Origin of the sequence: Paenibacillus sp. FSL R5-0744, assembly GCF_037972555.1 — a bacterium.
Taxonomy (GTDB): domain Bacteria; phylum Bacillota; class Bacilli; order Paenibacillales; family Paenibacillaceae; genus Paenibacillus_AQ.
This window is the reverse complement of record NZ_CP150228.1, coordinates 3,407,465-3,432,724: the sequence shown is the minus strand read 5'-3', so window position 1 is coordinate 3,432,724 and position 25,260 is coordinate 3,407,465. Positions and strand designations below refer to the sequence as shown.

The 25,260-nt window shown below is 44.0% G+C and carries 22 protein-coding genes; 4 read left to right on the top strand and 18 right to left on the bottom strand.

Features of this window, described 5'->3' with window-relative positions; all coding sequences use genetic code 11:
• Positions 1–310: 310 nt before the first annotated feature.
• From MKY19_RS15065 to MKY19_RS15040, 6 genes are all read right to left on the bottom strand, one after another.
• On the bottom strand, positions 311–3,115 hold the full coding sequence (locus tag MKY19_RS15065; RefSeq protein ID WP_339795750.1) for a glycoside hydrolase family 2 TIM barrel-domain containing protein: 2,805 nt from the start codon (positions 3,113–3,115) through the stop codon (positions 311–313).
• Positions 3,116–3,345: 230 nt separating this feature from the next.
• On the bottom strand, positions 3,346–4,458 hold the full coding sequence (locus MKY19_RS15060) for an alpha/beta hydrolase (protein WP_339795748.1): 1,113 nt from the start codon (positions 4,456–4,458) through the stop codon (positions 3,346–3,348).
• A 239-nt stretch (positions 4,459–4,697) separates the two neighbouring features.
• A complete protein-coding gene (locus tag MKY19_RS15055; RefSeq protein ID WP_042188335.1) occupies positions 4,698–7,157 on the bottom strand; it encodes a helix-turn-helix domain-containing protein in 2,460 nt (819 codons plus the stop codon).
• Between the two features lie 102 nt (positions 7,158–7,259).
• The gene (locus MKY19_RS15050; protein ID WP_339795746.1) at positions 7,260–8,396 is read right to left on the bottom strand and encodes an MFS transporter; all 1,137 of its coding nucleotides are present in this window, start codon (positions 8,394–8,396) and stop codon (positions 7,260–7,262) included.
• Positions 8,397–8,527: 131 nt separating this feature from the next.
• Positions 8,528–9,154, bottom strand: a complete 627-nt coding sequence (locus MKY19_RS15045) for an FMN-dependent NADH-azoreductase (protein WP_076299765.1) — start codon at positions 9,152–9,154, stop codon at positions 8,528–8,530.
• Between the two features lie 34 nt (positions 9,155–9,188).
• Positions 9,189–9,773: a DUF3238 domain-containing protein gene (locus MKY19_RS15040; RefSeq protein WP_042188329.1), complete on the bottom strand. Its 585-nt coding sequence runs from the start codon at positions 9,771–9,773 to the stop codon at positions 9,189–9,191.
• A 152-nt stretch (positions 9,774–9,925) separates the two neighbouring features.
• Here MKY19_RS15040 and MKY19_RS15035 point away from each other — a divergent pair, with 152 nt between their 5' ends.
• Positions 9,926–10,399, top strand: a complete 474-nt coding sequence (locus MKY19_RS15035) for a MarR family transcriptional regulator (protein ID WP_339248339.1) — start codon at positions 9,926–9,928, stop codon at positions 10,397–10,399.
• A 133-nt stretch (positions 10,400–10,532) separates the two neighbouring features.
• Here the strand turns inward: MKY19_RS15035 and MKY19_RS15030 are convergent, their stop codons facing one another.
• Positions 10,533–11,636 (bottom strand): Gfo/Idh/MocA family oxidoreductase, encoded by a 1,104-nt coding sequence (locus MKY19_RS15030; RefSeq protein WP_339795743.1) that lies wholly within the window; start codon positions 11,634–11,636, stop codon positions 10,533–10,535.
• A 24-nt stretch (positions 11,637–11,660) separates the two neighbouring features.
• On the bottom strand, positions 11,661–12,320 hold the full coding sequence (locus MKY19_RS15025) for a ThuA domain-containing protein (RefSeq protein ID WP_339248335.1): 660 nt from the start codon (positions 12,318–12,320) through the stop codon (positions 11,661–11,663).
• Positions 12,321–12,544: 224 nt separating this feature from the next.
• Between MKY19_RS15025 and MKY19_RS15020 the strand changes: the two genes are divergently transcribed.
• A complete protein-coding gene (locus MKY19_RS15020) occupies positions 12,545–13,321 on the top strand; it encodes an AraC family transcriptional regulator (RefSeq protein WP_339804075.1) in 777 nt (258 codons plus the stop codon).
• Between the two features lie 141 nt (positions 13,322–13,462).
• Here the strand turns inward: MKY19_RS15020 and MKY19_RS15015 are convergent, their stop codons facing one another.
• The 3 genes from MKY19_RS15015 to MKY19_RS15005 are packed head-to-tail and all read right to left on the bottom strand — an operon-like array spanning position 13,463 to position 15,778.
• The gene (locus MKY19_RS15015; protein ID WP_042188322.1) at positions 13,463–14,443 is read right to left on the bottom strand and encodes an aldo/keto reductase; all 981 of its coding nucleotides are present in this window, start codon (positions 14,441–14,443) and stop codon (positions 13,463–13,465) included.
• A gap of 41 nt (positions 14,444–14,484) precedes the next feature.
• Positions 14,485–14,880 (bottom strand): cupin domain-containing protein, encoded by a 396-nt coding sequence (locus MKY19_RS15010; RefSeq protein WP_042188320.1) that lies wholly within the window; start codon positions 14,878–14,880, stop codon positions 14,485–14,487.
• A gap of 55 nt (positions 14,881–14,935) precedes the next feature.
• The gene (locus MKY19_RS15005) at positions 14,936–15,778 is read right to left on the bottom strand and encodes an SDR family oxidoreductase (RefSeq protein WP_339804071.1); all 843 of its coding nucleotides are present in this window, start codon (positions 15,776–15,778) and stop codon (positions 14,936–14,938) included.
• A gap of 327 nt (positions 15,779–16,105) precedes the next feature.
• Between MKY19_RS15005 and MKY19_RS15000 the strand changes: the two genes are divergently transcribed.
• Positions 16,106–16,669 carry a TetR/AcrR family transcriptional regulator gene (locus tag MKY19_RS15000; RefSeq protein WP_339804069.1) on the top strand — a complete coding sequence of 188 codons (564 nt, stop codon included), beginning with the start codon at positions 16,106–16,108 and terminating at the stop codon, positions 16,667–16,669.
• Positions 16,670–16,733: 64 nt separating this feature from the next.
• Here the strand turns inward: MKY19_RS15000 and MKY19_RS14995 are convergent, their stop codons facing one another.
• Together MKY19_RS14995 and MKY19_RS14990 are read right to left on the bottom strand one after the other, a co-directional pair.
• Positions 16,734–17,300 carry an NADPH-dependent FMN reductase gene (locus tag MKY19_RS14995; protein ID WP_339804066.1) on the bottom strand — a complete coding sequence of 189 codons (567 nt, stop codon included), beginning with the start codon at positions 17,298–17,300 and terminating at the stop codon, positions 16,734–16,736.
• Positions 17,301–17,319: 19 nt separating this feature from the next.
• Positions 17,320–18,378 carry an LLM class flavin-dependent oxidoreductase gene (locus MKY19_RS14990; RefSeq protein ID WP_339804063.1) on the bottom strand — a complete coding sequence of 353 codons (1,059 nt, stop codon included), beginning with the start codon at positions 18,376–18,378 and terminating at the stop codon, positions 17,320–17,322.
• A gap of 262 nt (positions 18,379–18,640) precedes the next feature.
• Here MKY19_RS14990 and MKY19_RS14985 point away from each other — a divergent pair, with 262 nt between their 5' ends.
• Positions 18,641–19,669, top strand: a complete 1,029-nt coding sequence (locus MKY19_RS14985) for a stalk domain-containing protein (protein ID WP_339804060.1) — start codon at positions 18,641–18,643, stop codon at positions 19,667–19,669.
• A 47-nt stretch (positions 19,670–19,716) separates the two neighbouring features.
• On the opposite strand, the gene MKY19_RS14980 is transcribed toward MKY19_RS14985, so the two are convergent.
• The 5 genes from MKY19_RS14980 to MKY19_RS14960 all read right to left on the bottom strand — a co-directional run bounded on the left by MKY19_RS14980 (position 19,717) and on the right by MKY19_RS14960 (position 25,238).
• Complete coding sequence (locus MKY19_RS14980; RefSeq protein ID WP_339804057.1) at positions 19,717–20,997, bottom strand: amidohydrolase; 1,281 nt, start codon at positions 20,995–20,997, stop codon at positions 19,717–19,719.
• Positions 20,994–22,331, bottom strand: a complete 1,338-nt coding sequence (locus MKY19_RS14975) for an LLM class flavin-dependent oxidoreductase (protein ID WP_339804054.1) — start codon at positions 22,329–22,331, stop codon at positions 20,994–20,996. Before MKY19_RS14975 ends, MKY19_RS14980 begins: the two co-directional genes overlap by 4 nt.
• Before the next feature lie 75 nt (positions 22,332–22,406).
• Positions 22,407–22,886, bottom strand: coding sequence for a DinB family protein (locus MKY19_RS14970; RefSeq protein ID WP_076299753.1), 480 nt, complete (start codon positions 22,884–22,886; stop codon positions 22,407–22,409).
• Positions 22,864–24,060, bottom strand: coding sequence for an N-methyl-L-tryptophan oxidase (solA, locus tag MKY19_RS14965; RefSeq protein WP_339804309.1), 1,197 nt, complete (start codon positions 24,058–24,060; stop codon positions 22,864–22,866). The genes MKY19_RS14970 and solA overlap by 23 nt, the downstream gene beginning before the upstream one ends.
• Positions 24,057–25,238, bottom strand: a complete 1,182-nt coding sequence (locus MKY19_RS14960; RefSeq protein WP_339804050.1) for an amidohydrolase — start codon at positions 25,236–25,238, stop codon at positions 24,057–24,059. The genes solA and MKY19_RS14960 overlap by 4 nt, the downstream gene beginning before the upstream one ends.
• Between the last annotated feature and the right edge of the window lie 22 nt (positions 25,239–25,260).

Sequence of the window (25,260 nt, the reverse complement as noted above, 5' to 3'; positions counted from 1 at the left end):
CCCTAAGCGCAGTATTATTACACTTTTGGAATGCTAACGGACCCTATAGTCGCTATTCGCATAAAAAACTCTGTAAATGAGCCTCTTTCTGAGCAATAGGTTCACTGGAGTCCGAAACTCTCACAAGCTAGAGGATGATTACACTGTTGAAGTTGAAGTCTGCCTCCTGACTAGCACAAAAAGAGCAGCGGTTCTCTCGTAACTTAGAGAATCGCTGCTCTGCTGTTAAACGGTCCATCGTATATTAAGAATCACTGTCCCTGTGTTCTGTTCATCCATATGAAATACAATGAAGAGTCTTAGCAAACCCCTACTTGATTAACTCAAGAAGCTCGTTAACAGTTGCTTTGTATTGTGGTTTGAACGCTGCGGATTTCATGTAACCCGCAAGGCTTGATAAGAACTGTCTTCCTTCAGGCGTATCGCTTACCTTGTCTGCATCTAAAGCGCACACTAGTAAGTTGCCTGCTCCTACGCTGCATTCCACGAGGAAACTAAGCTTATGGTTTCTTTCAAAATTGTCGATGGTCTGCACCACGGGATTCCAACTTCGATCAGCTTCATCCATGATAATGGATTTTGAGTGCTGAACGATATTCCACCATGGATATGTTGAATACTCCTCGGTAGGGAACTCGTGGAATACAGGATGGCTGTTATCAATTAACAGCCCCATGGTACCCACAGGAACTGGCCGGTTCATGCTCTCTGAGATTGAGCGGAACATTGGGTAACACCAGAAATCTGTGCAGTAATAACCTTCGACAGCATTTTGGAGAGTTTCCGGTTTCGGCATCAGCAGCACGCTCTCACCTTGCTCCAGCAATGCAAGCGCATCACTAGACAGCTTGTCGAATACATGGATGCCTTCCAGCATATTGCCGCTCTTTTCTGGGTAAATCCATAGATCGTAGCTCTTACGAATATCTGTCCCCAGTATCGAGAGAGACAATACGATTGTACTCATCCGGTCAACTACAGGCAGCGTTATTTCCAAATCGCAGATATTGATGTAATTCGTTCCTGCAGGAACGTTCACCTCGCTTGTCCCTTCTGCCAAAATACCGTTATCGACAGTCAGTTCCCAACGTAATTCAAGTGTATCTGGCAAACCGCTGCGGAAGCAGCTTAGCTCTACATGAGCATCGAACGGTTCACCGGAGACATAGTTATACTTAGGAAATCTCGCCAGCAGAACGGCATCATTACAGAAGGTTCGCCATTCCTCAGGGCTAATCATTCCTTTGGAATCCATAAAGGCGTCGAGGACACCTACTAATGCTGTTCCCTGACCGCTGAAATCCTGGAGATCCAGGAGCTGGAAGCCGGCAAGCCGCCGGGAGCGGAATGCCGCCTCGAGTTCCTCTTTGTAACAGGCTACGGCCAGCTGCCCTGAACATTCGAAGTATTTAGCGGCTAAATGCCCCAGTCCCTTACTTTCCAAGCGTTCACGGAAAATTTTGAAATTCTCGGCCTTGAGTGGTCCGTTATATTTTTCGATCTCTTCAAAATTTGGATAGGTTGCGTATTGTCCAATCTCATGCGAAACAACAGGAATATGCGGTATCCATTCTCCGAATGCCTCATCTGCCTTCACGGTCTTGGCTTCGGTACCATACTGAATCTGGATCTCACCGCCAGCTGTATCTTCGATCTTCTCTCCATCTAAGAGATCCAAAGGTACGATTTGATCATCATAATCCTTCATTGTACTCGGCAAGGCAGTCTGTACATGTCCTAGTGGTGCATCACACATGGCATAAGAGCCTCTAAATAGTCGGTCTCTGGAGAAGCGTACCCCACTGAAGAAATCGTCATGTTCCAGAATTTCCGGTACCCATTGGTGGTTATTGGAGCCCTGTGTATAGAGAATCCGATTATCGAACGCTTTATAGTCCTTCAGGAAAGAATCAATCTTAGCTTTACTGCCCCATAACTCATTACCAAGGGACATCATCACGAAGGAGGGATGATTGCCGAAGGCCTGGAGAATGGCATAACCCTCACTGATCAGATAATCCTGCTCTGCTTGATTATGGCCATCATCGGTTTTTTCCGTGATTGTACCCCAGAATGGAAGTTCTGGTTGCATATAGATCCCAAGCATATCCGCAGCGGTAAATGCAGCCTCCGGTGGACAGCAGGTATGGAAGCGATAATGATTGATACCGTAGGACTTGGAAATGCCAAGGATTCTTACCCATTCCTCGACATCAGTTGGGGCATAGCCGGTGAGCGGGAAGATCAGGCCGTCATGTTTGCCGCGGAGAAAGGTTTTCTCTCCGTTGATTGTAAACTTGTCGCCCTCCGCTCGGAATTCCTTCAAACCAAAGATAAGCTCCTGTTGGTCAGTAATATGTCCATCCCTGTCTTTCAAAACAAGGGTTATATTATAAAGATTGGGAGCGCCTTCACTCCAGAGCAACGCGTTTTGTCCTAGCACATAATCGACGGAAAAAAGCCCCGGTGAAACAGGAAACTCACGCTCGTCCACCGCGTGTGTCTCTTCACTATTGAAGCTTTGGGCAGACACCGCAAGCGTAGTTTCACTGTTGCTGTCCAAAATTGCTGTAATACGAACCGTACGTTCAGTCAGATTCGACTCCAGTCGGATATTAGTAAGCTGCGATTCCCCATAGAACTGAAGCTCCATACGACCGGTAATTCCATTCCAGTTGGTTTGGGTATCCTGTGAAGTCAAATGTCCGCCTTTGGTTGGGTAATCGATATTGTCCACACGGACGGTGATTGTATGAATTCCAGCTTGTAGCTTCGGCAATTCATATATATGCGGGGTGTTCAGACTGTTACGGCTACCGATCTCCGTATTGTCCAGCCAAAGCGTCGTAAGTCTCGTCCGTTCCAAAAATAGATAGCAGGCCTTACCGGCCAGCTCATCCGGAATGAATACCTCTCTTGCGAACCAGACTTGCCCTTCAAACAAATATTCATCGGTTAGAGCGCTTACTAAAACTACCTCGTTCTTTGGTCCTTTACGTGCGTATGACGTTGTTCCCGGCAGTGTGATAACATCTGTAAAAGGCAAGGTTAGTCCCTGTTTTGTCTCATCCAATTGCAACTTCCATTCGCCTTCTAGGTTGATCTTTGTCTGCAAAATATCACTCCTATTATGGTAATCACTGATCTCTAGCAGTATAATGCTCTACTATATAAAGCTTAGCATATTAAGCCAGATAATTCAGTAGAGTGGTTAACACTCATTTGAATGACGACAGGTCTAATCTTCCAATATAGCCGTAGCATGAATGTGCCTGATGACAAGATTTAATAGTAATTTCAGAACAATAAAAAAAGCCGCAATGAGCGGCTTTTGAATATAATTTATTACACAATCTCCAGCATGAAATTCCCAATTTCAATCAAACTATCTTCCGCTTGCGGTGTGACCCCCACCTGATCGGCAAAGCCGTGAGAAAGTCCTTTGTACCGTACCGTTTTCACTTGGACGCCCGACTCCTTCAGCTTTAAGGCATATGCATCATCTTCAATACGCAAAAAATCATATTCGCCAAACAAAATAATGACAGGCGGCATCCCTTTCAGATCTCCTCGCAGCGGGCTCACATAAGGGATTGTATCATCGGACACGCCCAAATATTCGCCTAAGCCCACAGTTCCTAAACCACCGCTCAACAAATTCAGTATAGAACGAATCTCTTTATCCTGAGACGGGGATATTTCATAAACATCTCTGCGCTGCATATGTTCCTGCATACCTGCTGCGTCCACGCTTGGATATAGTAGTGCCTGTGCCTTTACCATCTGCGTTCCTTCATCCCGATCTTTCATTGCGCATACCGTGGCTAAATTCCCACCTGCGGAATCACCGGAAATACAGATGCGATTCGGATCACCATTAAATTCTTCGGCGTGAGCATATATCCATTTCAACACGGTATAACAGTCGTCGAGCCCAGCGGGGTATGGGTTCTCCGGAGCTAAGCGGTAATCAACCTGAATCGATACACAGCCCGTATTTGCAACCACAAGCTTGCACATCTCCTCTACTACTTCGGGTCCTCCTGCTACGAAACCGCCTCCGTGGATGTAATAGAACACTGGCTGCAACTCTCCACTCTTCTTCTGCGAAGTGTAAATTCGCACCGGGACAGCAACATCACCGTTTTGAACGGTAGCATGCCTCACATCAACACCTTCAGTAATCGGAATGCTGTTCACGCCATTCATCATCTTGCGCATTTGAGCTGCACTTTTTTGGATATTTTTCTTTCGGCTACCTTTCAACATCATCTTAACCAGCATTCCCTTGAAGCCTTTTAAGATTGACTCCATACTTTGATAAAAGCGAGGATCCAGCACGCCAGGCTCATCGGTTTCAGGAATAGGCTTAATCAGGATATCCAGTCCATTTTCATTAATTACATGTTGCCTTTCTAGCATCGATGTAAGAAGCTGTTGCGAATATTTCCGTTCCATGATGATTACTCCTTTTCAAATGTTGTATGGTAAAATGATTTGCGGCGATTTGTATTGGTTGCCATAACTCAATTATAGGTTTGGGTTTGCAGAAAAAATATCGCATTATTTCTTTTGTTATATCCTTCTTTTATCATTATTATTGAAAGCGATTTCAAAAATGATGTCGAGAGCAAAAATACAATATAAAAAACAAAAAAGGACAACACTAAAGTCATCCTTGTTATACTATTCTCTATTTAACGTGTTAATCTAATCACTTGTACCTCATGTGGTTGTACAACAGCATTTACCACAAAATTTGCTGTCACTTGCAGCGAACGTATTTGAAATAACGGCAGGGACCGACCTTCAAGATAAGACCATTCTTCTGGACGCATGTCCTTAGGTGCCCCCATATTCAACCATTCATCAAAGGCGCTTCCCCCAGCCGGACCTACTGAGTACCTTCGCTCTGTATAAACACCCGGCGTTAAGCCGTCTAGACGAATGTGATACTGACGGGTATTGCGTATATTGAACACGTTGTAACGTTCGGTTTGAGTCAAGTGAGTGGTATGACGGTAGCGATATAGAGTATCATAATGACAATAATTATATAGAAATATCTGTATTTCACCTTTCGAGGAAGTTATAAAATACCCATCACCTTCAGCTATCAGACCGCTTCCTGCATAACGCAACAATTGCAGCGCCCGATAACAGCTTTTGGGCAAACCTCCGCGAGTGAATAAACCAAACCCGCCATGAAAAAGATCCGACGAAGGAACAATCTCCTCCATATGGTCACTAAGCGACCAGTATCCCATAGCCTCAAAGTGGTCGTAATTCTCCAGAATATTTTTGAAAAGAAAAGCAGATTTGTAGGAGGTATCATTACACAAATCACGCTGCCATATGTTATTACTCCACTCTTCAAGAATCACAGGCAGACTAGCGAAACCACGTTGACGCAACAGCTTTTTGACCTTATGTAACGCGTGTTTCATAAACTGTTCATCGCCGCTTACCGCAAGTGGAAAAGCTTCATCCTCTGCCATGAGCTGAAGACCAGTGTCTTCCTGACCCGGTAAGATGCTGTGATAAGCACGTAGAGCCAGAGAGTCGGGCAAACAATTCCCCTTACTGCAAGACACTAGGAATTCGCTGATAAAATTACTAGAATCAATGTTGCTTCCTGGACCAACAATATGTAGCTGCGGATCGATAGCACGGATGGCGTGGCTGGTTTCACGGTAAAGCACCCAGTATTCTTCCATGGTAAACACACCATATCCTGAGAACTCTGGACTCACGAAAGGAGCAAACCTCCATTCCCGCACGGACTCAATCCCATACCGATCAATGAAATGCCTAACAAGGGAAGTCACAAGGTCGAGCCATTTGTCAAGATGCTCAGGCATAGAAAGGATGCTTGGCCTCTTAAATGGAAACACGGCTTCCCTCGCTAATGCAGAAGGCATATAACTAAATTCAACATAAGGCTTTAACTCCACTGAAAGCATGAAGTCCAGTACCTCATCTACATAAACAAAGTTATAATCTGCGCTACCAGACATTTTCCTGACATACAGCATCATGTCATCGTCTAACAGACCTTTGCAGCGCATATAGCGAAAGCCAATCTCCTTTTGCAGCTTTCGTATTTGCGCCTGTACCGCGCCATTCAACAGATCCTTGGCGTAACCTGCATTAATCAACGTCCGCCAGTTATGACTCAGCGTCCGAATCTTACGGCCAGTGTCCACATGAAGATCATATCCCTCATTGACCTGAGGTTGGACAATGGAGTGCTCGTTGTGATGCAAATGCCGCATTAGTGAAGTGAAATCGGTCGAAAATCCCGCTGTGACCATTCTGTTCTCCTGTGGATCTGTCGCATCATGCTCATTTACTAGACGGTATTGCCCTGGTGTAACACCAAAGCGCCGTTTGAAGGCGTCGATCAAAGCGTTGGTACTTGGAAATCCAACTTCTGAGGCGATGTCCGTGATCGTTCTTTCACTACGAAGAAGTGCCACTGCCTGACTCAGTCTGACATTTGTAAGGTAGGCAGTAAAAGTAAGGCCAAGCTGTTTCTGAAATAAATGGGACAGGTAGGAGCTACTTAAATAGATAGTAGAGGCTAGTCCACTCAGAGTAATATTTTCCCGATAATGTCGGTGGAGATAGTCGGTTGCTTTGCGCAATCTTTCCTTACTTGAGGATTTGGAGGGATCCTTCTGCTTGTTCTGCTCAAGAAAAGTATGCACTAGACTGTTCAGCAGTACACCTACACGACTACGCATTAGTATAGGTAAACGAGATTCGTTTTTGTAATAGGCCTGGAATACACTGGCGAACTCACTTCGGATTACATTAAAGCGAGCTTGTTCGTCCTTAGGGTATAGAAAAGACTTACACTCTATAATTATACTTTCAATCTCAGGACAAAAAGCTGCCAAAAATGCCGGCGAGATAAACAGCGATAGCGCCTTGCCCGAACCTTTCATATTTAAAGCGTGCAGTTGGTAGCTATTCAATACAATAATGTCATCCTGCTGAACTTCATAGGTAAACTGATTGTCATCCAACTGTAGTACCCCAGTTCCCTGCAAGATGTACATTACCTCAAGTTCTTGATGCCAGGAAGCGATAGCGTCTTCAGGGAGATTAATTGAAAACCTGAAATCCGAGGCTATCAATGTATTTTCTTGCATACCCAACCTCCTATTCTTAATCTTAATAGAGCCTTGCCTCATCCAAAATCCTATCATATAAACCCATGAAATCAAGTTTACTGTCTTATTGATAACGAAGGTTCAGGTTGTTTTTAGTGTCTTTTTTACAATCAATATAAAAAGCACCAGACTAATAAACCCAGATATAGCACAAGTAATAAATACCATCTGATATCCCATAAGCTGTGAAACAAATCCAAGTAGTATAGCTCCTAAACCAATCCCTAAATCAAAAGCAGTAAAGAATGTAGCGTTCGCTACACCTCTTTTCGCTGGTGGAGCTAATCGAATCATCGCTACTTGAAGCGCTGGTTGAGCTGATCCGAATCCAATTCCGTACAAAATAGCTGTAATAACCACTCCAACAATTCCTTTAGTCATTGTTAGGACGAATAGTGCGACTATCAATATGAAAAGAGCAGGTACAATAATGACCCCTTCCCCATACTTATCGGATATCTTCCCTGTAAGTGGTCTAATTACTGTAAGTGTGACTGCATACACTAAGAAAAAAGTACCCGTGTTAACTTCAATATTTGCCGCAAACAGTGGTAAAAAAGTTGTAATACCACCAAAAGTAAATGATAAGAAAAATGTAACGATAGCGATAGGTAAAACTGTTTTTTCATAAAATGATATTGTTTTTTTTGATGTGTTTTGTACTGTTGGAATTTTTGCACCAAATCCAAGTATGAATGCAATCAAAGCTAATGCTGTACATAGAAGAAATAGGTAATGAAATGAATAAGATTTTGTTACCCAAAGACCAATGATTGGTCCTAACGCCATACCTAATGTCATTGCTAGTCCATACCATCCCATTCCTTCTCCACGACGAGATTGTGGAATAACATCAGTCACAGCCGTTCCTATCGAAGTTGTAGCAACTGCCCAGCTGACTCCATGAAGGATACGTAATATTACTAAAAATATAATGCCTGTTACCAAATCATAAAAATACATGGTTATAGCAAAAAATAGTAATCCGCTTATTATAAATGCACGTCGACCAAACCGATCCATTAATCCTCCAATAATAGGACGAAAAATTACTGCCGATATTGTAAACACTCCAATTATTAATCCAACTTGAGATTCACTTCCACCTAGTTGTTTGATGAACATAGGCAATGTTGGCATTAGTAAATAAAATCCACTAAATAGTAATAAAGCTGTAAGGGTCAGCATGATATAGTTTTTTGTCCATAAACGTTCCATTGTAATGTAATCCTTCTTTCTATCGACTTTAGGTAATCTCCAAAAATAGTGAAATAGGCGAATAAAAAAGCAGCACCATCGCTATAAAAGTGTTGGTACTGCCCTATATAGACTGATACACGCTTGGTTATTTAGAACGTCCTTGATACTTTAACAGCTTTTTCAAGCCCTGCGACAATAATCTCTTCTGCCTTATCAGGGAATTGGCTGTGCCCTTCAATGATAATAGTCTCTATATTTTTCACACCAAAGAAGTTCATCATACTTGTTACATATTTAACAGCCATCTCTAAATCAACTTTTGGTCCCTCAGAATACACACCACCACTTGCGTTTAATAACACTATTTTTTTATTTCCAATAAGCCCTACTGGACCTTCTGGTGTATATTTAAATGTTTTGCCTGCGCGGTTTAAGTAATCAATATATGTGTGTAGTACAGCTGGGATGGTTAAATTCCATAAAGGGAACCCAAATACGACTTTATCAGCTGCAAGGAATGGATCTAAATACTTATCAGCAACAGCTACTGCTTTTGCTTCTTCTACTGTTAAATCTAATCCTCTACTAGACTTAAATGTTCCGTTAATCATATCTGCACCTACGTAAGGCAATTCCTCATTGTATAAATCCAGCTCTACTACAGTGTCATTTGGATGTGATTCTTTATAGCTCGCTAAAAAAGCCTCGAATAATCTAACACTAACCGACTGATCTGCTGGTCGATTGTTTGCTTTTACAAATAAAACGGTTGTCATTCCTTGTTCCTCCTGATGTGCACTCTTATGTTGTTTATAATATTTTTTTGAAGCTATACTCCATTTCTCCAGCCATAGCTTCTGGTGTATCACCAGTTACTCTGTAATCATGTGTATAAATTTGTTCGAACGTTCCAAAGTTCACTTGTTTATAAAATTCAAAACAAGGAAATCCATCATGTGCTCCTTGCATATTGACAGTACCATCCTTTTGAATATGAACTATTAAAAGATAGTCAACTGGAGGTGCAAATGCATTTAATGGATTGCTAGCACTTGCACTCATTTGAAACCTAACGTCTTCAGAGCCCCACACAATATCAGTGCACAAAATACCTTCTGTAGTAGCTTTTCCTGTTTTTTTATTAACAGAACCATCTGGAGTAGTGACTCTTTCTGTTGTAATACCAGTATTTGCATATGTGAAAATATCTTTTTTGTAAAAATCTACAACTACTTCTTGTTCCACTCTGGAGCGCATAGCGTTGACAGCATAGGGTGTGAATTCACGTGAGTCACCTTCAAAATGGATTACGTTTCCTGTTTCTTCATCCTTCCTAGGATCAGTCCACGGTGTTGGAATAAATACACTTGCTCTAACTTTAACAATATTAGTCATGAGAACCCTCCATAATTTATTAATTCTGTTTCAGTGATTCCTGTTTCTTTCACAACAGAAAATATAGTCAACTTGATTGACTACTTTTCGCATAGTACAATGTATTTCGTACAAAGTCAACTAAGTTGACTTTATTTAAGGAGGTTTTATGTATGACTCAGGAAGTCTTTAGTGAATTGGATCTGACAACACTTTTATCATTATCCTTTAGTACATCAATTAATGAACTACATGATAGATTGCGTGAATTAGGATTTGCAGATATTAGACCTGTACATGGTTTTATGTTTAAGTGTATTGCTCCAAACGGAGCAACAGGTATAGAATTAGCCGAATATTTAGGAATTACGAAGCAAGCCGTAAGTAAAATGGTAGATTATCTTGAGAAAAGTGGTTATGTAATTCGCGAAAATCATCCCACTGACAAGAGAGGAAAAATCATTGTTTTGACTGAGCGAGGTTGGTTAGCAGTGAAAGCAAAAGAAGAAATACTAACTGAGATTGAGCAACGTTGGATTGAAATCATAGGTGCTGAACGACTGCAGATGCTCAAAGATGATTTAACAACACTTGTATATAAAGCAAATGAAGATAAATCTACTATGAGATCAAGACCTGTCTGGTAAGTGTATGGTGAAGATTTGGTGTATGCTGCGATTCATCAAACCAAAAAGGGTAGAAGACTTAAAGATCTGTCTTCTACCCTTTTTGAAAGCTGATTATCTGCAGCATACATTTAGTATTTGTTCTGGGAAATTACTACTCTAAATACCCTTTGACTAAGCCCAGCGGCAATGGCTTGGGCTGCTCGCAGCTGGTTACCAGTTGAGCATATTGCTTAGAATCGGAACTTGTATGGAATGCATGCATGATCTCAAGTACGTGATTGGCGAGTTCTCCATTTGCACGAGGAGTCTCCCCCGTGTCGATGCAGTGTGCCATATCTGCTACTCCTATGCCTCTACTATTATCTGCATAATTGTAGATAAGTGGGATCTCTTGGAATTCCGAGCTGTGTGCCGGGCGTAAAAGGATCGGCCCTCCAAAGTTGTTAGGGTCCGGTACGATCAAGGTTCCTTGCGATCCGTAGATTTCGATCCTCGGTAAAGTACTGTGCCAAACATCAAAGCTGGTAATCATGGTTGCCACAGCGCCACTGTAAAACTCAATCGTTCCAGCAACATGTGTGGGCACCTCTACATCAATGACTTTGCCAAACTTTTTGTCGCTCGTGATCGTTCTATGAGCAAAGGAGGTTTTAGTGATGCCGCATACTGTTTTAGCTGGGCCTAGCAAAGATACTAACGCAGTTAGATAGTAGGGTCCCATGTCAAACATGGGTCCTCCACCGGCTTTATAATAAAATTCTGGATCAGGATGCCAGCTTTCATGTCCATGACAAAGCATAAAGGCAGTTGCTGCCACCGGCTCCCCGATATAACCATCCGCAATCAGCTTACTGCAGGTTTGCAGACCGCCTCCAAGGAAAGTATCTGGTGCGCAGCCAAGGAACAGGTTCTTTTCCTTCGCCAGACGAACTAGCTCAGTGCCATTTTCAAGGGAAAGGGATAAGGGCTTCTCCACATACACATGCTTGCCAGCTAGCAAGGCTTGCTTGCACACGTCAAAATGAAAATTAGGCGTTGTTAGATTAACGACTATTTCAATCTCTTCCGAAGCAAGTAATTGTTCTGTCGTCCATACATGAGGAACGCCATATTTCTCCGCCGCTTGCTCTGCACGACCTTTATCCAGGTCGGAACAAGCATAAACCTCAGTATTAACGAAAGTCCCATTCAAATTCTCAAAATAAATGCTGCTGATGTTACCGCAGCCGACTATACCTACCTTCACTTTGCGCAAGATCATTCCCACCTTATCTCAGTTTTAGTTAGCCGCCCACAAAAAGCCTTTTCGCATCAGTTCCTTGGCTTCCGGTATATCGAAAACGTCTGCATGATGGCCAAGTGAATTATAGAAAACCTTCCCTTTTCCCCATTTCTTCGTATATACAACGGGCATCGTGATGACACCATTTGCTGAATGCTCACCCTCACTCATTACAAACGTAGTTGTTGCCAAGACATCCACTGCAGGATCTACATGTAAATAATATTGTTCCGATTTCACCTTGAAGTCTTGGATGCCCTCCACAATGGGACTGGAGCCAGAATGCATGATATTAACTTCGTACTCTACCCCATCGTTAAATGGATGTGCTACCCATTGTGACCCGGTCAAAAATTGCCACTCTGTATTGTTACGGAAAGAGTCGCACATCCCTCCATGACAACCGGCAATTCCTACTCCAGAAGCTACTGCCTTCAGAACTGAGGATACCTGATCATTACTGATTTCTCCCATGGTCCATACTGGTACAATAAGGCTTAAATCCGTAAGCTTGTCTACACTGTTGAAGCTCTCCAGCGTATCAGACACTTCAACTTCAAAGCCTTCAGCCTCTAGAATGCCAGCAAAAATTGCGGCTACTTCATTTGGTTCATGCCCATCCCATCCACCTTTTACAATCAATGCTTTCTTCGTCATCCTGCAATCTCCTTTTCCTTTATATATGTAATCAACCTTTCGTCCATCTGATGAAATTGTAATCCAGATCAGAGAGGTGTGCTCGCCATTTCACTTGTAGGAATGGTCATTTTTTGCTAAGTTTTAGAGGTGAACCTAAAATTCAAACCACATGAACAGGAGATCTCATGAAAGCCTTTCACGAAAATAGAACTTACCATTCGACGTTCCCCTTCACTGTAATAATGTCTAATGATATTGATTTTCTAGCCCACTGGCATAACGATCTTGAGATAGTCTATGTATTTGAAGGTTCAATTCGGATGGGAATTAACTCCGAAACAAGGATCTTGAAAGCGAGAGATATGGCTATATGCAGCAGCGGAGACATCCACTACTATGACAGTAAAGACAGCAGCTCCAAGATAATGATGGTGATATTCAATCCTTCATTAATCGGTTTTCCTGGTGGATGGCCTTTGAATGTTAGGCTGACTTCCCCATTTATGGAGAAACGAGCTATACGAGAAGAAGAAGTGCGTATCAACAACCGTCTTTCTCAGATCCTGCAGGAACTTATGGACGAATATAATCAGAAGCTGGAATATCATGAACAGGTAATCATCGGCCTTTTGCACGAGTGGAGCGGACTCATTTTACGGCATGTTCCCTTGGATAAGATTAATCCACAGAAAGATAAAAGGCGCATCACTAACATGAAGATTATGCAAGGGGTTCTTGAATACCTCGACGTCAACTACATGTATCCCATCACACTTGCTGACGCCGCAAGGCAAGCCAATATGAGCCTCTTTTATTTCTCCCGCTTCTTCAAGAGTCTTTCGGGTATGAGCTATATTGCATACCTTAGCAACATCCGAGTCAACCAAGCAGAACAGCTGCTGCTGACCACAGACAAATCCATTTTAGATATCGCACTGGAATGCGGTTTCACTAATATCCGTACCTTTAACAGAGTATTTAAACAGATTAAACAACGGACTCCAAGTGAATTACGTTAAGAGATACATGGTCCGTTATCTTATTAAGCAAACAAAAAACCGATGATCTTTTGGTTTAGATCATCGGCTTCATTTTAATATTCGAATGCACAAAGACGGCGAAAAGGTCTACGTTTAAGTGACAAGCTTAACCAGTCTTCATTACTGAGCTCCAACTATTGGATGTGGAACATACAACTCTTCAAGGAATGAAATTTCTTCAGGTGATAATTTCACCGCTAGAGCATCTACTGAATCTTCGAGCTGAGCAATTTTCGTCGCGCCCACAATTGGAGCAGCTACAGAAGCTTTTTGCAACAGCCATGCAAGTGCGATATGAGTACGTGGTACGCCTCGTTTCTCTGCTAACGACGCTACTCGCTCAACAATTAATCGATCTACATCAGCAGTTGAATCATACTTTGATTTTTGAATGAGATCGGTTTCGGATCTGCGTGTTGTTTCCGACCAATCGCGAATCAATCTTCCTGATGCCAGAGGACTATAAGGAGTTACCGCAATTTTTTGATCCTGACAAAGCGGCATCATTTCCCTTTCCTCTTCTCGGTAGATGAGATTAAGGTGATTTTGCATGGATACAAAGCGAGTCCAGCTATTTTTCTCGGCCACATGTAATGCTTTTTGGAATTGCCAAGCATACATAGCAGACGCACCGATATATCTAGCCTTTCCAGACTTCACTACATCATGCAAGGCCTCCATGGTTTCTTCAATAGGTGTGTTATAATCCCAGCGGTGAATGATATAGAGATCCACATAATCGGTCCCAAGTCTCTTCAAACTGTTATCTATTTCGCTCATAATAGCTTTTCGAGAAAGCCCACCACCATTAGGACCTGGACGCATCTGGCCCCAGACCTTCGTGGCAAGTACAATTTCATCCCGATTCGCATAGTCCTTAAGCGCACGTCCGATAATCTCTTCACTGGAACCACTTGCGTAAATATTAGCTGTATCAAAAAAATTGATGCCAAGCTCAAGCGCTCTTTTAATGATAGGACGACTGTTCTCCTCATCGAGCACCCATTGGTGCCCTCCAGGCAGCACTTTTCCAAAGCTCATACAACCAAGGCAAATCCGAGAGACGTCCATTCCCGTATTTCCAAATTTGATATATTCCATAAAGCAAGCCTCCATTTCTATATTTAAATGAGTTTTAGTTCTTACAGTGCTTCAAACCATTCATCCTCGACAGCTTCAAACCATTCTGTTTCGCCTGGAGTCATAGCCAAATGAACGAACCAACTATCCTTTGTCGCGCCATGCCAATGTCTCACATTAGCTGGAATGTTGACCACATCACCTATTTCGAGCAATTGAGCAGGTTTTCCTTCTTCCTGATACCAGCCATTTCCACCAGTGACTAACAGAACTTGTCCAACCTTATGAGCATGCCAGTTATTGCGTGCGCCTGGAGCAAAGGTTACATTACCAATTGCGGTATTAAGCGGCTTCGGATCTGTAAACACCATTTGCAAATAAGCGTCACCCGTAAAGTTTGCTTTAACCTTTTCCCCTAAAGGAAAAATAGTGCTGCTACTAAGTTGTTCATTTTTCATCGTTGATTCCTACTTTCTTCCTATAGTTAATGATTATTAGTGCACTGCGATCCTCTTACTCTCCCGCTGGAAAATCAGTAGAAGCTGCCAGTTCAGTCTGCTTCTCATAGTCGGCAACACGAGCTTTGAGGGTCGAAATCGTGCTTGCCAGTGCATGAGATCCAAGTATCATTCGTATCGGTGCCGGTTCTAATTCAACACTTTCTATGATTCGGGCAGCCATCCGCACAGGATCTCCAGGAGCTAAACTCTTAGAAGCGTCCAGCATGTTCAAAAAGTTATGTGCTGGGTTGCCTTCGTATTCTGTCATGAGTTTCGCTACCTGTGCGCTCCCATAACGGAACTCGGTACGGGCTCCTCCCGGCTCCACCAATGTAATACCGATGTTGAAAGCTTCAACCTCCTGAGCAACGGACTCACAAAAGCCCTCTATCCCAAACTTGGTCGCATGGTACATCGAATTTCCTGGGAAGGCGACCTGCCCGCCATAGGAGGAGATCTGAATAATGCGTCCACCACCCTGAGTGCGCAAATGCGGGATAGCTGAACGAATAAGCTGGATGGACCCCGTTAGATTCGTGGCAATGATATGATTAACCTCGTCGTCAGAGAGTTCTTCTGTAGCCCCAAAAAGTCCATAACCAGCATTGCTTATGATAACGTCGATACGTCCAAACTTTTCAAAAGATCTATCGACAAGATTTCGAATGGCTGGAAAATCGGTCACATCTAGAATCTCGCAACTGAAGGTTTCGGGATACTTCTCAATGAGGTCAGCGACCTTGCTTTTTTTACGAACAGTACCGATAACCTTATCGCCCTTTTCAAGAAGCTGTCTCGTCATCTCATATCCAAAACCACTGCTCACACCGCTGATAAGCCATGTGCGATTGTTCATAATCATTTCCTCCTAAACTTCTTATTCCGATTTTGCTGCTGGAATACTTAGCACATGAGTAGTTGTGACGAATATTTAATACGCATAATTACAATAATGATCACATGTCTATTATTATAATCAGATTAAATTTGGTGCCAATTGTTAATTTGATGCGATTTGTACATTAATAAACAAAACCATCGAAATTGTTTATTTCCTACTGCGTATTCGCGATTCTTTTATATAAATTTATAAACAGATGTCCCATTGATGAGCTCGTTATAGTATGTTATATAATGAATTCTTACTCTTTTGTTGATGAATAAAGAAAGTTCGGTGAGCTAATTGTCTAAAGTCGATCGAAGAATCTTAAAGACACAGGAAGCCTTGAAAACAGCAGTCATTGAACTAATGACTATGAAAAATTTTGATGATATAACCCTTCAGGAACTCTCAGATAAAGCAAACGTGAGCCGTGGTACTATTTACCTTCACTATATGGATAAATATGATCTTCTTGATAAGCTTATCGAGAAGCATATCAATGAACTTCGTGAAAGATGTGAAGCAGCCTCTGATTTGGATTTTGTAACGGGGTCCGTGATTTGGACGGAATACTTTGAGAATAACTATGCCTTTTTCTCCATGATGTTAGCTAGCAAAGGAGCCCCTTTCTTCCGGAGTCGTTTTCTGGAATTTCTTATAGAAGAGTTCAAAGACGAAGTGGATATCACAAAGGGTAAAAACGAAGGATTAAATAAGGATCTAGTCGTACAATTTGTAGCTTCTTCGTATGTAGGTGTAGTTGAATGGTGGTTTACGAACGAAAGACCAGTAACCTATCAAGTATTAGCAGAACAGCTGGGAGCCTTATTGGAACGAAATTGTACAAATAACCCCTCATCCTAAAGGATGAAGGGTGACTTGGAAAATAGTAACTAGTTTGCGAAATGTTAGCCTATTTCGATCTTTCTTAGAAACCATATTTAGCTTCTTCAGCCTCTCGAATTTTGGCATAGGTCTCAGAGAGTACATAGGTATCTTCCACTAAGCGGTCTACACGGAATAGCACATCATCACTTACTATTTCTTTTCGATAAAAATCCTTCTCTTCTATAAATACATACGTTTGAACAATTTGCGCTTTCATATAGGCTAATATCGGTTTCAATTGCTGCTCAGCTACCAGATAGTGACGTGAAGATCCTGCCGTGACGAGCATACTTACAACCTTGTGTTGAAATGCTTTTTCGGGCGCTAAATCGAATATATTCTTTAGTGTTGCTGGGATGGAAGCTTGAAATATAGGCGTTCCGATTACGATAACATCTGCTTCCATGATCGTTTGAATTACGTACTTGGTGTCCCCTTCGTATTCCAGATAATTGCGACCATCGCTGAATTGAACATCATACTCCGCCAGATCTAGAAGCGTAACTTCTGCATCTTTGTATTTTTCATGAAACGAATTTATTGTGTACTTCATAGCGATTCTGGTTTTCGATCCTATCTTTGACCCTGATAATGCTACGATTTTCATATTTCTGACCTCCTGGAGTTTATTTTTTTGCCGTATATTTTTTAATAGCTGGTAGAATTTCAGAACCAATTAAATCTATGTTTTTCATTAAATTTCCAAAAGGTACGCCACCAAAATCCATTTGTGCGATATATCGCTGATGGCCGAAGAGTTCATGTTGATATAGAATTTTTTCAATGATTTCCTGTGGGCTACCAATATTCATAACATCGCGGGGATCGGCTCCTTGAGCAAACGCCTGTTTAGGAAAACCACGTCCATTGGTTAATTTCATTCCTTCGTTTATATATGGATAATAGGCTCTTTGTGCCTTCTGTGTCGTTTCATCCGCGTAAAAGAATCCAGCAGTCGCTACAGGTAGCTTCGACGGATCGAATCCGTTCTGACTTGCAGCTTCACGATAAGCATCAATGGATCTTTTAAACAAGACTGCGGGACCCCCTAAATGGGCCAAAAACATAGGAACACCTGCAATTCCTGCTTTGATCGCACTGGCAGAAGTCCCCCCTACAGCTCTCCATATCGGTAAGTTTCCCTCTTCAGGACGGGGGAGGATTCTTGCATTTTTGAGAGGGTTACGAAATTCCCCCTTCCAATTCATAACTTCGTTTTCATTTATCTTTAATAACAATTCGAATTTTTCTTCAAATAATTCCTCATAATCATTAAGATCATAGCCCAATAATTCATATAACCCCACTCTAGAGGCACGGCCAGCTATTATTTCAGCTCGACCATTTGAGATCAAATCAATTGTAGCGAAATCTTCGTACACCCTAACCGGATCAGAGGTGCTTATAATCGTAGATGAGCTACCTATTTTCATTTTCTTAGTAGCCTGTGCAATAGCTGACAACACAACGCTATGCGCCTGAGTAGCAAAATACTCTTGATGACTCTCTCCTACACTAAAAAAATCAATTCCTGCTTGCTCCGCTAATTGAGCCAAGTCAATAATTTCACGTATGCGTTGTTTGGCAGATATTCGGCTCCCAGTTTCAGGGTTCGCTAGATGATCACCTAATGTATAAAGTCCAAACTCTAAGCCATTGTCTGCATTGATCCGATATTGTTCCATGATTACCCTCTTTTCTTTAAAAAGTTAGAATTCATTTATGATTTGTCGATTCAATATAATTAAGTAAGTCACTATAATAAGTATAGTTAAGTGCTTGCATAATGTCAAACTAATGATCCTGTTAAGAAAAAACTACTCGATTTAAGCCTTGTGCTAAGAATCCCCTATAATAATCTCCACATGGTATATTTAGGATATTGATTTGATTATTAAAGTGATAAACAAAAAAAGGAGAATTGTATTCATGCACAACCGCCGCTTCATGAACGTATTACTTATTCTTTTCTTATCGGCTTCCAATTCGACTACGATCTTCGCATCGGCTTCTGTTGTACCGAAGTTATCCGATTCTATCCAACGTTCTGCAATCCAACCCTCCGTTACAATTAATGGCATAAACTTTTCCTTTCAAGATGAGTTGCCTACTTTAATAGAGGGAAAAACCTTCGTTCCAACCCAACTTTTTGAGCATCCCGACATTCAAGCCGATATTACGAAGTTTATAGATAACCCTTATCCACATGTGTTTATTTCACATTTTAATGGAGCACTTTCTATTTATCCGGATAAAAGTGATTATATGTTTAGCGATTACAACGAAGAGATAGAGGATTCTGATGTCTGGATCGATTGGAAGAGTCCTACACCTTATCTCTCCGGCAGTGATATTATGGTTCCATTGCGCGCTATTGCCGAACGAATCGGAATCTCTGTTGATTGGGATGTAGCAACTAGAACAGCGATCATTACCACAGATGATGACTTTCGTGCTGAACTCGAATCTCCTGAGGAGTGGGATGATTGGCTAGGAATGAAGCCTATCGAGCTGGATGACCCCTCAAGAGAGGCAATAACAGAGCAGGAGTTAACTGAATTTTCTATTTTGAGCGGACTTCCAGTTCTGGACTCTCGGATTATTGATAAATATACAGCTGTACTCTTACATATCGAAGAGGAAGATGGCGTAGAATCGCTTACGTTGAAATACGTCGATCGTTTAAAAAACGGGAGTTTAGACTGGAGTATGGATTTAGGCATGGGGGATGATGGAGACGACGTCCAAGTGAAGAGGAGCGGACAACTCGTTAGTGTCGGTATGTTCGATCAAGGCCTTAAAAAGCAATTCAGTCATTTCGAGGTAAGTTACAAAGTTCATGATAAGAGAGTAACTCACACCTTTGATATCGCGGGTAAACAAGGCATGTTTTTTGACATTCCTGAGGAAGTGACAAGCGGTGAGATAACTTTCTTTGGGAAAAACGGTTATACATTCGAAACGTATTTCTGGTGAGTTGACTAGCTTAAAGAAACGTAAAAGGTACCCTATTTGGGTACCTTTTACGTTTCTTTACCGCTGGCTGGGCCATTATGCTGTATTGCGAGTCTAACCAGTATCCTCGCACCATGACCTAGCATCGCTTCATCGATATTAAACTGTGGCTGATGGATAGCATGGAGAATTCCCTTCTCCTTATTGCCGCAACCAATAAAGGCGAAGGCACCAGGCACTTTATTAAGATACCAACCAAAATCCTCACCAGCCAAACTTGGCTGCTCCAGAAGTATTACCTGATCCTCTCCTAGAACAGCACGGGCTGCTTGAAGCACCTGCTGCACCGCTTCCGCATTGTTCACTACTGCAATTCCTTCACGCAGCTCCAGCTTGTATTTCCCTCCATAAGACTCAGCTATAGCTGAAGCATGGCGCTGTAAACCATTTGTAATTGCAGCTACCGTCGTCTTGGTAAACGCTCTGAACGTTCCTGTTAGTTCACTGTGTTCAGCGATCACATTAACAGCAGTACCAGCCTGCAACGTTCCGAAGGCCAACACCGCCGCCTCCTGCGGATCGATTCGATTAGCCATCATTCCGTTAATCTCTCCTATATATCGTGCCGCCATCTGGATCGCATCTACAGCTCTGTGCGGAGCACTATGATGACCGGATGTCCCCTGAAATTCCACCTTAAAATGGCTTGACGCTGCCATGGCATCATGAGGGTGAATACCAAGCGTTCCGACCGGAAGCTCTGGCATGACATGTAGCGCGTAGGCATGGTCGACACCTTCCAGCACGTTATCCTCAATGAGATCGCGGCCACCTGAGAGTAATCTTCCATCAAGCGGACTCTTGACCGCGCCTTCCTCAGCTGGCTGGAAGACGAAAATGATCGTACCCATCAATCGCTCCCGGAAGGCTGCCAAGGTTCGGGCAGCCCCCAATAGCATAGCGGTATGGGCATCATGGCCACAGGCGTGCATGATGCCGTCATTGACTGACTTGTAAGGCAACTCATTACACTCTTGTATCGGCAGGGCATCCATATCTGCCCTTAGAAGAAGAGTGGGCCCACTATTGCCATTGTCTGCTAAGCCTTGCAGGAGGCCGACCACTCCCATTCCGAAATGTTTGCCGACATTTCTCCGTACTGTGATCCCCCACTCCTCCAACAATTCTGCTACTTTATTAGAAGTGCGGACGACATCATACAGTAGCTCCGGATGGGCATGCAAATCACGACGGTATTCAATCATTTCATCCTGCAGCTGGCTGGCGTAATGCATCATCTCCGCAATATTCGAGTTTTGGCGGATTGTGAATACTGGATCAACTGTCAAATTTGCCCTGCTGGCTGAGAAGCTTTGGAATAGCGGTTCTCCGGCAACGGAATGCCGAGGTTTCCACGCAGCGTGTCACTTTCGTATTCAGTGCGGAACAAACCCCGCTCCTGCAGAATCGGTACCACCCGATCGATGAATTCCTCCAGTCCGTTAGGGACGGCAGCCGCGATCATAAATCCATCTGCCCCACCACTCTCAAACCAAGCTTGAATCTGATCAGCTACTTGCTCCGGTGTGCCAATGAAGCTGCTGCGTGGGGTAGCCGATTGCAAGGCGACCTGTCGAAGCGTCAAGCCTTTCTCCTTCGCATCCTTTTTGATTTTATCCGTGCCGCTCTGAAAGCTATTGCGCCCCAACTCACCAAGCTCAGGGAACGGCTCATCCAGCGGATATTGCGAGAAATCATGATGCTCGAAGAATCTGCCTAAGTAGTTCAGTGCATTCTCAATCGTTACAAGGCCAGCAACCTCCTGGTACTTGCGCTCTGCCTCCTCCGGCGTGTCACCGATGATTGGAGCAATACCAGGGAAGATCAGCACTTCATCCGGATTCCGGTCAAACGAAGCTAACCGTGTCTTAACATCGTTATAGAATGCTTGGGCATCTTCTAACGTTTCGTGTCCAGTGAAGATAGCATCTGCTTCCTTGGAGGCGTAATTCTTACCGACTTCCGAGGAGCCTGCCTGAAATACGACAGGCTGCCCCTGTTTCGAACGAGCAATATTCAGCGGCCCCTTCACAGAGAAGAACTCTCCTTGATGGTCCAGGGTATGCATTTTTTGCGGATCAAAGAATACACCTGATTCCTTGTCTCGTACAAACGCATCATCCTCCCAAGAATCCCATAGTCCGCGTGTCACCTGCAAATATTCGGTGGCAATACGGTAGCGCTTGCCATGGTCAGGATGCTCTTTTTTGCTGTAATTTGACGCAGAACCTTCCAGAGGTGAAGTCACCACATTCCAGCCGGCCCGGCCGCCGCTGATTACATCCAGTGAGCCGAATTGACGCGCTACGGTAAATGGTTCACTGTACGAGGTAGACAAGGTACCAACTAAACCGATGTTAGTGCTGACGGCTGCGAGTGCGCTAAGAATAGTCAGCGGCTCAAACCGGTTAAGGAAATGAGGAATGGACTTTTCATTAATGTACAGTCCGTCTGCGATGAAGATCAGATCCAACTTGCCTTCTTCTGCCTTCTGTACCCACTCTTTGTATAATTCAAAGTTTACACTGGCATCTGGTTTGGCATCTGGATGGCGCCACATCGACGTGCTGCCTCCTACCCCATGCAGCAGTGCACCCAGCTTCAGTTGTCTTGGTTTGGTCATGTTCATTCCTCCTAAAAGTTTTGTGAGCATACGCTTCCTTGATTTCACTTCATGCAAAACTGACTTTGGAAGCAATCATTGCACAAACGATGCATTAGCTGCGCCCTGTTTGATTCGCTCGATCTGACCAAGATGTCTCTCCACATGTCCAGTGAAGCCGTGCACGATATCGGAAATTTTCACGGTCTCCCCCTTGAAATTAATTCCGCTTTTCTCCCAATCTTCTTCGCTAAGCCGTTCAAACAAAAGGCTGTTATAGTAAAGCAGGCTGCGGAACAGCTCCAGATTGTCGGAAGCATTGCCGCTGTTGGCGTACTGACCGCTGACCCAAGCATCCTGATTGAAGACTGGAAGCTGTGTAGTCGTAGCAGCGAGAATATCACGAATGCGGAACGAAACTACGATGCTGTGATCAGCCAGATGAGTCAGTACCTCAGTCACACTCCAACTGGCGGGTTCTGCCTTCCATTTCAGTTGTTCCTCCGTTAACCCGGCGGTCGACTTTACTAATTGATGATATGTCCTTAGATAATCACTGATTTGAACTCTGCTCATTAAATCCCCTCCAATATAAGACTTGTTGCGAATGATCCGATGGTGCGAAACGAGATAACGAAAAAGGCTGGATGTTATGAGTTGTAACTCCGCCGATCGCTAAGTCAGCCAGTATTTCACCCACAACACTAGAAAATTTAAAACCATGCCCCGAAAACCCTCCAGCTATCAGCACATTGGAATGGAGCGGATGGCAGTCTATAATGAAATCTTCATCAGGCGTATGCTCATATTTACATGCAGAACCTTTTAGCAATCGACCAGCAGCACCGGGCATGTAAGACTCCAGTACCTTGCGGAGGTCACCCTCATCGCTGGCTTCACTGCCGAACGGGGCAAGCTGTGTACCCGGCTTCCATTCCAGCCCTGTATCATGCCGGCCGATCTTCAGGCCAGCTCCATCAATGCTGGGAAATCCGTAATAGCCACCTTCCTCTGCTCCTAACGTAAAGCCAGGGAAATTACCAGCAGCAAAAGCAGGGGAGCTCTCAAACCAGCCCACAACTTTGCGGATTGCTTTAATCGGCAAATGTACAAAAGGTGCCAATTTGCCAAACCAAGCTCCGGCACTAAGAATAACTGCCGCTCCGTGATAATCGCCATTTGTCGTATGAACCGTAACGCTGCCTTCGCGAGCGGTGACATTCACTACTGGAGTGTTCGTCAACAGTTCCGCACCATGTCCAAGGGCAAGCTGACGGTAGGCGGAAATACAGCGTTCGCTGTACAAATATCCGGCATCTGGTTCATACATTGCCGCGAATGATTCCGGTATGTTCAATGCCGGCCAGCGCCGCCGGATCTCTTCGGCATCCAGATGATGGACCTGCACCTTCCGTTTCTTCGCTTCTTCGAGACGACCGTTGAAGGAATACACTGCGCTATCCGCGAGATTCAAGACACCTGAGCGGACAAGGAGTTCTGTTCCGCTCAACTGTTCCGCTTCTTTCCATAGTGTATCTGCCCGTAAAGCTAAATCAGTGTAGGCGGGGTCACCGCTGTAAGCATGCCGGATCAGCCGGGATTCCCCGTGATGGCTGCCCTGTGTATGTGGAGGATCGAAGGTATCCACTAGCAGCGTCTTCACTCCGCGCCTCGCAAGATTGTAACCAGCGCTCATGCCCATCGAGCCTGCGCCTACGATAATTACATCGTAACTTTTATGTTCAGCTATAATTCTGCACCTCCACCGGAATTGTAGTACTCAAGGGAACGTACAGCCGCATCCGCAAGGAAACGTGCTGCCACAGGGAGTGCCTGTTCATCCAGATTGAAAGCTGGATGATGCCATTCTTGGCTTCCTTCAGTACCTATAAAGACGAACAATCCGGGTACCACGCGCTGATAGTAGGCAAAATCCTCTCCGGCCAGTGAAAGCTCAGGTTTGACCGCTCGGTAGCCAAGAGCTTCAGCCGACTCTACCCCTAACGCCGCTAAGGCGGCGTCGTTGATAACCGGAGGCGGCCCTTCGATCCAGCGGACAGTGGCTTGTGCTCCAAGAGCAGCTGCCACACCAGTCGCCACTTCCCGAAAGCGGTCAAGTACTTTGCTGCGCACCGTTTCATCAAAGGTACGGATTGTACCCTCAAGCACGGCTTTTTCGGGGATGATATTCCATGAATTTCCGCTGTGAATCTGCGTCACACTGACCACCGCACTTTGTAGGGGACTGACATTGCGACTTACAATGGATTGAAATGCAGTCACGATATGCGAAGCAGCTACAATCGGGTCTATCCCAGCTTCTGGAACGGCAGCATGAGAACTGCCACCCTGCACTTCAATCACAAACCCGTCAGCTGCTGCCATTAAAGGGCCCGCCGTAATACCGATCGTTCCGACTGGCAGTTCCGGCTTGTTATGCAACCCGATTACTGCCCGGACTTCTTCTAGCGCCCCGCTAGCAATGATCCGCTGTGCCCCTTGCGCCTTCTCTTCAGCCGGTTGAAACAACAGGCGTACCGTTCCTAGTAACTGACCCTCTCGCTGCTTCAACTGATAGGCGGCACCGATCAAGGCAGCCGTATGGAAATCATGTCCGCAGGCATGCATTTTGCCGGGATACAACGACGCATAAGCTGCTCCAGTTTCCTCCTGGATTGGCAAGGCATCGATATCTGCGCGCAGCGCGATGACCGGACCGGGCTGCTTGCCCCCAATTTCTGCGATCACTCCGGTAGACAGACCGTAATCTACGACCCTGACTCCTGCCCGCTCCAGCAGGGAAATAATATATTTTGTTGTCTCATATTCTTCGTTCGACAGTTCCGGGTGCCGATGCAGATGACGGCGTATCCCGATTAATTCTTCTCCAAGCGCTTCCGCACTCAGCTCTTTAGCTTTACTAGTCATATACAGTCACCCTCCTTTAAAC